This window comes from Geoglobus sp., assembly GCF_054018175.1.
Map to the genome: position 1 here is coordinate 1 of NZ_JBPLZQ010000113.1, position 7,040 is coordinate 7,040.

8 protein-coding genes are annotated in these 7,040 nt (G+C 52.9%); all 8 read left to right on the plus strand.

Going from position 1 to position 7,040, the window contains the following annotated elements:
- Window positions 1–1,242: radical SAM protein (locus tag ACXJJC_RS09015; RefSeq protein ID WP_456371157.1), on the plus strand; the 1,242-nt coding region annotated here is incomplete at its 5' end.
- A 98-nt stretch (window positions 1,243–1,340) separates the two neighbouring features.
- Window positions 1,341–1,667: an H/ACA ribonucleoprotein complex subunit GAR1 gene (locus tag ACXJJC_RS09020; protein ID WP_456371159.1), complete on the plus strand. Its 327-nt coding sequence runs from the start codon at window positions 1,341–1,343 to the stop codon at window positions 1,665–1,667.
- Window positions 1,570–2,565: a transcription initiation factor IIB gene (locus tag ACXJJC_RS09025; RefSeq protein ID WP_456371160.1), complete on the plus strand. Its 996-nt coding sequence runs from the start codon at window positions 1,570–1,572 to the stop codon at window positions 2,563–2,565. Before ACXJJC_RS09020 ends, ACXJJC_RS09025 begins: the two co-directional genes overlap by 98 nt.
- A 65-nt stretch (window positions 2,566–2,630) precedes the next feature.
- Window positions 2,631–3,896 (plus strand): FAD-binding oxidoreductase, encoded by a 1,266-nt coding sequence (locus ACXJJC_RS09030; RefSeq protein ID WP_456371161.1) that lies wholly within the window; start codon window positions 2,631–2,633, stop codon window positions 3,894–3,896.
- Window positions 3,848–4,912: a (Fe-S)-binding protein gene (locus ACXJJC_RS09035; protein ID WP_456371162.1), complete on the plus strand. Its 1,065-nt coding sequence runs from the start codon at window positions 3,848–3,850 to the stop codon at window positions 4,910–4,912. Before ACXJJC_RS09030 ends, ACXJJC_RS09035 begins: the two co-directional genes overlap by 49 nt.
- Before the next feature lie 2 nt (window positions 4,913–4,914).
- Window positions 4,915–6,084 (plus strand): radical SAM protein, encoded by a 1,170-nt coding sequence (locus ACXJJC_RS09040; protein ID WP_456371164.1) that lies wholly within the window; start codon window positions 4,915–4,917, stop codon window positions 6,082–6,084.
- Between the two features lie 25 nt (window positions 6,085–6,109).
- A complete protein-coding gene (locus tag ACXJJC_RS09045; RefSeq protein ID WP_456371165.1) occupies window positions 6,110–6,394 on the plus strand; it encodes a hypothetical protein in 285 nt (94 codons plus the stop codon).
- A gap of 32 nt (window positions 6,395–6,426) precedes the next feature.
- Window positions 6,427–7,040: alanine--tRNA ligase-related protein (locus tag ACXJJC_RS09050; protein ID WP_456371166.1), on the plus strand; the 614-nt coding region annotated here is incomplete at its 3' end.

The window sequence follows — 7,040 nt, forward strand, 5'->3', positions numbered from 1 at the left end:
CACAGACTCTACGAGCTTCTCGGTGGAGCTGTGAGGGATCACACCAGGAACTTCGTGAACGAGCTTTCACTTTTAGGGGCGAAGATGATCACACAGCACCCTGACTTTCCCCACGTTATCTGCGAGATTGAGACGTACAAGGGGTGCTACTGGAAGAGATGCAGTTTCTGCATAGAAAGGATCCACAGGTTATCAATGAGGGACCCGAAGGCAGTTCTGGCAGAGATAAAGGCACTGTACGACCACGGAGCGAGGCATTTCAGGCTCGGAAACCAGACCGACTTCTTCACGTACATGGCCGACTTCAGCATGGATATCCCGCGACCCGATCCGGATTTCATGGCAAACTTCCACCGGGCAATATGGAGAGAGTGTCCGAAGATCAGGACCCTGCACCTTGACAACGTGAACCCGAAGACCATAGCAGAGTATCCGGACGAGAGCAGGGAAATAGTAAAGACAATAGTGACCTACCAGACCCCGGGAAACGTTGCTGCAATGGGGATGGAAAGCGCCGATGAGAGGGTTATCGAGAAGAACAGCCTCCTTGCGACGCCGGACGACGTAATGTCTGCGGTAGAGCTGATAAACAGGTATGGACGAGGAGTGGGCTACAACGGCCTGCCGTACTTTCTGCCGGGAATAAACTTCGTGTTCGGACTGAAGGGGGAGACCAAAGAGACATTTGAAAAGAACTACGAGTTCCTCATGGAGATTCTTGAAAGAGGTCTGCTCGTCAGAAGGGTCAACCTCAGGCAGGTGAAAATTTTTCCATTCACGCCGATGGCCGAGCTGGGAGAGAGGAACGTCAGGAGGCACAAGAGGTACTTCAGAGTGTTTAAGGAAAGGATAAGATCTAACTTTGACAGAAAAATGCTTGAGAGAATTGTGCCAAGGGGAAGGCTGCTAACAGACCTTAGGGTCGAGGATATCTCGGGGAGAATCAGTTTCGCGAGACAGCTCGCCACGTATCCGCTGCTCGTCGGAGTTTACGGGACGTTCAGGAGGGGGGAGATGATCGACGCAAGGGTCGTCGATTACGGAAGGAGAAGCATAACCGGAGTTCCCGTTGTGAGCATCAATGAAGCGAGGCTCTACCAGATACAGGCAGTTCCGGGGATAGGAAAAGCCACTGCGTCTACAGTAGTCGCGAAAAGGCCATTCGAAAATTTGCGCGAACTCGAACAGGCAGTGGGACGGGAAAAGGCAAGACTGCTCTCAAGGTACTTCACGCTGCCATGAGTTCACAGCACTCTCGAAAAAATATATATGGAGGCAGGGAATTTAAAATATATCTGTTTCGAAAAATTTATATAGTGCGAAATACCAACCACTAACTTGTGCTCAGACAGATAGGGAGGGTTTTGCACCAGTCCAAGACGGGCAACATCATTGTTATTGCAGATCCAAGAAACCTGCCAAAAACCGGCGTCGATGTTTTCAACAGAAAAATGGAGAAAGTTGGGTTTGTTTATGACATCATAGGGCCTGTAAACAGTCCGTACATTGTTGTCAGGCCCGCTGTCAGAAAATTCATTGATGAGGATACTCTGTTTGTGGTGGTGGATAATGGTAGAGGTGGAAAAGGTAAGGGAAAGGGAAATCGAAAGAAGGGAAGTAGAAAAGGAAGTAGAAAGAAAGGAAGTAGAAAGGGAAGAAACCATTGAGGTCTGTCCCGAGTGCGGCAGTCCGAGGCTCATTAGGGACTACAGGAGGGGTGAGTTCATCTGTCAGGATTGCGGTCTGGTTATTGAGGAAACCTACATAGACAGCGGTCCGGAGTGGAGGGCCTTCGACAGCGAGCAGAAAGAAAAGAGGGCGAGGGTAGGGGCTCCGATAACATACACCATCCACGACAAGGGACTCTCAACGATAATCGACTGGGGTAACAAGGACTACTACGGCAAGGCGATATCAGTCAGAAACAGGGCGCAGCTCTTCAGGCTGAGGAAGTGGCAGAGGAGGATAAGGATAAGCAACGCTACCGAGAGGAATCTGGCCTTCGCTCTTTCCGAGCTCGACAGGCTTGCCTCAGCTCTCGGTCTTCCCAAGAGTGTGAGGGAGATTGCCTCTGTCATATACAGGAAGTCGGTCGAGAAGAACCTTGTAAGGGGGAGGAGCATAGAGGGTGTCGTAGCAGCCGCGCTTTATGCTGCATGCAGGCAGGCGGGAGTTCCGAGAACGCTCGACGAAATAGCCGCGTATTCGAGAGTTGACAGAAAGGAGGTCGGTAGAACATACAGGTTCATCGCGAGGGAGCTCGGACTGAAGCTGATGCCAACGAGCCCTGCAGACTACATCCCGAGGTTCTGCACGGCCCTCGGACTGAGCGGCGAGGTGCAGAAGAAGGCAATAGAGATAATCAAGAAGGCTGAGGAGAAGGAGCTCACGAGCGGAAGGGGACCAACAGGCGTGGCTGCGGCTGCGATTTACATAGCGTCGATACTCAGCGGTGAAAGGAGGACCCAGAGAGAGGTTGCAGAGGTGGCAGGAGTCACGGAGGTCACCATAAGGAACAGATACAAGGAGCTCGCGGAAAAGCTGGGAATCGAGATCATCCTGTAATCTAAACAATTAATTATTATTCTTATTCCGGAAAAAAATTTAAGTTTTGGTGGCATCATTACATTGTGCTTGGCACAGGCTTGGAGAACTCGCTGAAGGAGATATTCGGAGAGGATGACGTTCTTTACGGGACGCGGGCCCTTGAGGTGTACTCAACAGATGCAAGCCCATTTTTCGGCAGAGCAATAGGAGTTGTGAGGCCCGAAAACGAGAGGGAGATTTCCAGGCTCCTCAGGCTGTGCGGAAAACACGGGATACCTGTCGTCCCGAGAGGTTCCGGTAGCGGCACTGCCGGAGGAGCCGTGCCTGAAAACGCAATCGTCGTTGATATGAAGAAGATGAGCAGGATCGAAGTGAATGAAGACGACATGATTGTTTATGCTGAGGCTGGAGCGATAATAGGTGATATAAAGGACGAACTGGCGAAGCACGACCTGTTCATTCCGACAGAGCCGGGAAGTGTCAGAATTGCAACCATAGGAGGATTCGTGGCGAATAACGGCAGCGGCAAAAGGGGGCTGAAGTACGGAACCATTAGAAACTATGTTGTCGGAATGAACGTCGTTCTCCCGGATGGCAAGATCGTAAGAATGCCCGGCGAGACGCACAGGGTCCCGGGACTGTCGAGCCAGCTCTTCATCGGTAGCGAGGGCACACTCGGGGTGATAACAGGGGTGTATCTCAGGGCCCTGCCCGCCCCTGAATCGAGCGTGACATACCTGATCAGATTCGACAGTCTGAACGAAATGCTGGATGGCCTCAGAAAGATTCTCAGATGTCTCCCGGACGCCGTCGAGTACATAGACGAGAGGTGTGCTTCACTGATCGGACTTCAGGAATCTCATTACCTCGCCGTTGAGGTTTTTGGAGGGAGTCGATCCATCGAAAACCTGATTTCCTCACTCCACGCGGAGGTGCTCGAGGGAGAGGACGAAAGGAGGTTCTGGACGAGGAGAGAGACCCTCGGAGCAGAAATAGCGAAAAAAGGAACAAGGGTTTATGCTGGTGAGGACTTTGCAGTCCCGTTTTCGAGACTGGCAGAGTTCATTACGGAGATCAGAAGGGTTGAAAGGGATGGCAAGGCGGAGGTCTTCATATACGGCCACATGGACACTGCCAACATCCACCCCGCCATAGTCTCGGACGATCCGGCCGAGAGTCTCAGGATGGCAGACGAGCTCTACAGTCTGGCCAGAAAACTGGGAGCCACCGTGGGAGAGCACGGTGTGGCAAAGAGGTGGACATTCCTGAGGGGAAGAGAGGTATACAGGAGGTTGAAATATTGTCTGGATCCGCTGAATATTATGAACCCCGGGAAATTTGGAATCTGAGGTGCGCAAAGTGCGGCAGGTGCGTTGCCTCATGCCCCACATACATAGTAACCGGATGGGAGCACCTCAGCCCGAGGGGAAGGTTGCTGCTTCTTCAGTACACGGAAGACGATGATGAGGTCGTCAAAGCCCTGTACACATGCCTGACATGCGGGATATGTGAGGTGGTCTGTCCCTCCGCCGTAGACATCACGGGCGAGATAGAGAGCGCGAGAAGGAGGTACGCGGAGAACTGCATACTTCCGGAGAGGCACGGAGTCCTGCTGGAGAGGATGGAGCAGTACGGCAATCCGTACGGCATCCACATTGCCGGCCACGATCCTGAAACTCAGGTTGATGTGATATACTATCCCGGATGCACGTCGGTCGTGAAGGAGAGGGAGATATTCGAGAGCACCCTGAAGGTCCTGCGCGCGATTGGCGTTAGCTTCGCGGTGGAATTCATGTACTGCTGCGGATCGACGTCCCTGAGGATAGGTGGGGATGACAGGTACGCCAGGAGAAACTACACGAGGCTGAAAGAGGTTCTCAAAAAGACAGGGGCTAAGAAAATAGTCGTCAACTGTCCCGGGTGCTACAGAACACTGAAAAAAGATTATGAGAGGTTCGGGGGGCTGAATGCAGAGGTCCTGCACATCGTCCAGTTTCTGGCCGAAAACGTGGATAATATCGAGCTGAGCAAAGACAGCATCAGGATAGTGTATCATGACTCGTGTCACCTTGCGAGGCACATGGGCATAGTGAACGAGCCCCGGAAGGTTCTTTCCAGGGCAGGAGAGCTCGTCGAGGCAGAAAAACACGGTCTGAACACGTTCTGCTGCGGAGGAGGAGGTGGGGTCAAGCTGTCCTACAAGGAGATATCGAGAGCAGTCAGATCGAAAAGGATAGAGCAGCTGAAGGCCACGAACGCTGATGTTATTGTCACATCCTGCCCCTACTGCTACAGGAACCTGAAGAACGGGGACGGGGGATTAAATATAAAAGACATAACGATGTTCCTTGCAGAGAGGTTGTGAGGATGATTGCCCTCAGCAAGATGGTTGGAGGAGAGGTTACCGTTTCGGAGAGGCTCACGTACAAGAGCAGGGAGAAAATCCCCTCCCGGCTTGTCGAGGCCAGCAGGAGGCCAGTTCCGGTAACCGTGTGGAACGTCACGGCGAGATGCAATCTGAAGTGCGTGCACTGCTACGCCGATGCTGGTGCGAGGAAGAGGGGGGAGCTAACCCACGACGAGGCGATCGCATTCATAGACGACCTGGCAGAAATGGGTGTCCCCGTTCTGCTTCTCAGCGGCGGAGAGCCGCTGATGAGAGAGGACATATTCGAACTCATAGAGTACGCCAAGTCAAAGAAGCTTCATGTCTCCCTCTCTACAAACGGAACCCTAATAGACGGTGAGACCGCGGACAGACTCGCTGAGGCAGGTGTTGATTACGTCGGGGTGAGCCTGGACGGAATGGCCGAGACGAACGACAGGTTCAGGGGGCTGAAGGGCGCATTTGAACGGGCTTTCGATGGACTCGTCAACGCCAAGGAAGCGGGAATTCTCACCGGAATCAGATTCACGGTAACGAGGTACAACCTGAAAGACGTTCCCGGGGTGATCGACCTTTTAGTTGAAAACGAGATCCCCCGGTTCTGCCTGTACCACCTCGTGCCATCGGGAAGGGCAGACTTCGAGATCGACATAGCATTTGCCGAGAGAAGGGAGCTCATGGAGTGGCTGTTCAGAAAGGCGATCGAGCTGAGAGACGATGGAGAGGTCACCGAGATACTGACCGTGGACAACCCTGCCGACGGTGTGTTCTTTTACCTGAAGCTGAAGGAAATTGATGAGGGTCTTGCTGAAGATGCCCTTGAGTTCCTGAAGTACAGAGGCGGAGACAACTCCGGATACAGGATTGCCGACGTCGACATGTTCGGAAACGTCCATCCAAACCAGTTCTGGTTCGATTACACGGTGGGAAACATAAGGGAAAGGAGATTCAGCGAGATATGGCTGAACCCGAGCGACGAGCTGCTCGTTAAACTCCGGGAGAAGGAAAAGCACATCAGAGGGTACAGGTGCGGGCGATGCGGGTTCAAGAGCGTGTGCGGAGGATTCAGGCTCAGGGCCATGAGGAAAGGAGACCTGTGGGGCGACGACCCGAGCTGCTACCTTTACGAGGACGAGATAGGAATCGCTTAAATACTACCTCTTTCAACCCACCAGCATGGACGTAGAGGATGCGGTTTCAGAGTTTATTCGGGACGTGAAAGAGGTTTTTGCATCCAAGAAGGCTGTGAACGTTTACGTGTACGACGCAAGCCTCGAAACGATAAGGGAGCTCGTCGGAAAGGGGTACACCCTCGGCAGCGTTCAGGGAAGTAGGTCCGGAATCAGAGCATTCGCCTCTAAAACGGTCGTGGCAGACGAGTTCGAGGTTTCCTGCACGGTTTACTCCGACACGATTTCCCCCGAAAAGTATTTCGAGCTGAGAAGGTCCCTCAAAGAGTAAAGATTATATCCCACCATTTTTCCCTATTTCTGATGAGTCTGGACAAGGAGTATCTCGACATCACGTACCTGACAGAAAACGGATTCGTGAGGAAAAAGTGTCCCAGCTGCGGTAAGTATTTCTGGACAGCTGATGAGAGCAGAGAGGTTTGCGGGGATCCTCCCTGCGGAACGTACACTTTCATCGGCAGTCCCGTTTTCAACAGGAAGTTCACGCTCGCCGAGATGAGGGAGTTCTACCTGTCGTTCTTCGAGAGGAACGGGCACAAAAGGATAGACAGATATCCTGTAGTCGCAAGGTGGAGAGACGACATATACCTCACCATCGCCAGCATAGCCGACTTTCAGCCGTTCGTCACATCAGGGGTTGCACCCCCTCCTGCGAATCCCCTCACGATCTCTCAGCCGTGCATCAGAATGGACGATCTCGATTCAGTCGGAAGGACCGGGAGGCACCTCACCCTCTTCGAGATGATGGCCCATCACGCGTTCAACTACCCTGACAGGGAGGTATACTGGAAGAACGAGACGGTGAGGTACTGCACGGAACTCCTGAATGAGCTTGGGGTGAAAAAGGAGGACATCGTTTACAAGGAGGAGCCGTGGGCTGGCGGTGGCAACGCGGGGCCGTGCCTCGAAGCCATCGT